General features: G+C 38.6%; 1 protein-coding gene. It reads right to left on the reverse strand.

All coding sequences use genetic code 11. The features are described 5' to 3' along the window. Positions 1 to 103: 103 nt before the first annotated feature. Positions 104 to 1480: a phage terminase large subunit gene (terL, locus tag Q0212_RS12295; RefSeq protein WP_297925929.1), complete on the reverse strand. Its 1377-nt coding sequence runs from the start codon at positions 1478 to 1480 to the stop codon at positions 104 to 106. Positions 1481 to 1711: the final 231 nt, after the last annotated feature.

A 1711-nucleotide genomic window follows, 5' to 3' on the forward strand; every position in this document is an offset into this window, starting at 1 on the left:
AACTGGACAAAATTATAAGCTGTAAAGTTGCTCGATTGGCGAATAAGCACACCTAAGGCGTTGCTCTTTTGTTCGCCTTTCCAAAACTGCCACCATTTTTTACTCATAACCGTCTCACTCGTGGTTCTGATTGATTGTGTTTTGCTAACATATCGCTGATAGCATCACACATCGGGTCTATCTGGTCATCATGTTGATGAGCGTTATCTGCTGTAAATGACTCGCACTCTGTAATAAAATCACTAACAAAAGAGCTATTCTCAGGTATCATAACATAACCCGATTCAATGTATGAAACAACATCTTGCACTCTTGTTAGTTTGTCAATACTTCTTTGTATTGCTTTGATTGGTATCTTTGCCTCTCTTTTTATATCTTGAATTAAACCAGTTCCGCTTGCTTTATCTTCTACGCACATTTCGCGTAGTGGGCTTGTTGTTATATTTTTATGTTTATTCCAAAAATCAACGGCCTGTCTTTTTAAGTATGGAGCTTCCCATTTGCCGCGAATCATATCAATCAAATATAGCTTATTATCATCACCAACGCCCCAACACTCAAAAACAGAATAGTCGTTATGCTCTTTTGTTTTTTGTGCGGTATCTGCAAATATTTTACGGTATTTTATTTGTGGCAAAACAACATAACGCCCAAACCATGCGCCTTTGATGATTTCACCGCCTAATATAACAGGTGTTTGTTGGTACAAAGATAACCATGATGCAGTATCCATCATCATTTTACGCTCTAACAAAAACTCTAATGATTTATGCTCAGGGAATAACGCCTCGCCCTCTCGTCTATTTTTTTCGTCTTTGTCTGCAAGTGCAGGATAGCTCAAAACCTTTACATTAGGATATTTATCAATAAGCCGACCAATAGGGTCATCAATATGCCATCTAGTTAAAATACACAATAGCCCTGCATCTTCGCTAAAACGAGTAAAAAAGTCATCGGTAAACCAGTCCCAAACACTATCTCTAATTGTTATGCTATTTGCCTCTTTTCTGCCCTTAATCGGGTCATCTATAATCCCTAAGTCTAACCCCTCACCAGTGATTGAGCCGCCAACGGTAGTATTTCTAAAATAGCCTAAATTGTCGCAGTATTCCAAAATCTCACGATTACGCAAAAACTGACCGCTAATTGTCACTGAGTTGGACTTGTTTATTTTAGTGTTTGGGAATATCTCTTTATAGAGTGTTGAGTCATAAACCCTTTGCAGTCGCAAGTTTGCTCTAACACCTAAACGCTCGCTAAATGATGTGTATATTGTGCGGCAATCAGGGTCTTTACCTGCTAACCATGATATAAAATCAATAATCTGAACGGATTTGCCGTGTTGAGGAGGTGCTTGTATGACTAATTTTGGGCGTTTTCCGCTTATCAGGTCATTAAAAAACTGTTGTAATTCTTGTGCTATTTCTTCTTGCCACCAACCCCATTTATCCTTTGGGTTTATTAGTTTTCTATATGACAAAAAACTATCCCTAGCATCGCGTAACCTGCGCTCTTTTAATAATTCAAGTTTTCGTCTATTTGTTAGTAATGCCATATTTTGCAAGCTCTTCGTTTAGCTCTGAGTCTGTCAAGTCTTGCGTTTGTTTTATTTCAATAGCTCCGCCATTCGCGCCTGTGTGTTCGTTTTGCACCTTGTCTGATAACCCTAACTCTCTTGCAATGATATTAGAGTTAAGCAAGTCAGCAGCCG

The sequence above is a fragment of the uncultured Agitococcus sp. genome (assembly GCF_937920075.1).
GTDB lineage: Bacteria > Pseudomonadota > Gammaproteobacteria > Pseudomonadales > Moraxellaceae > Agitococcus.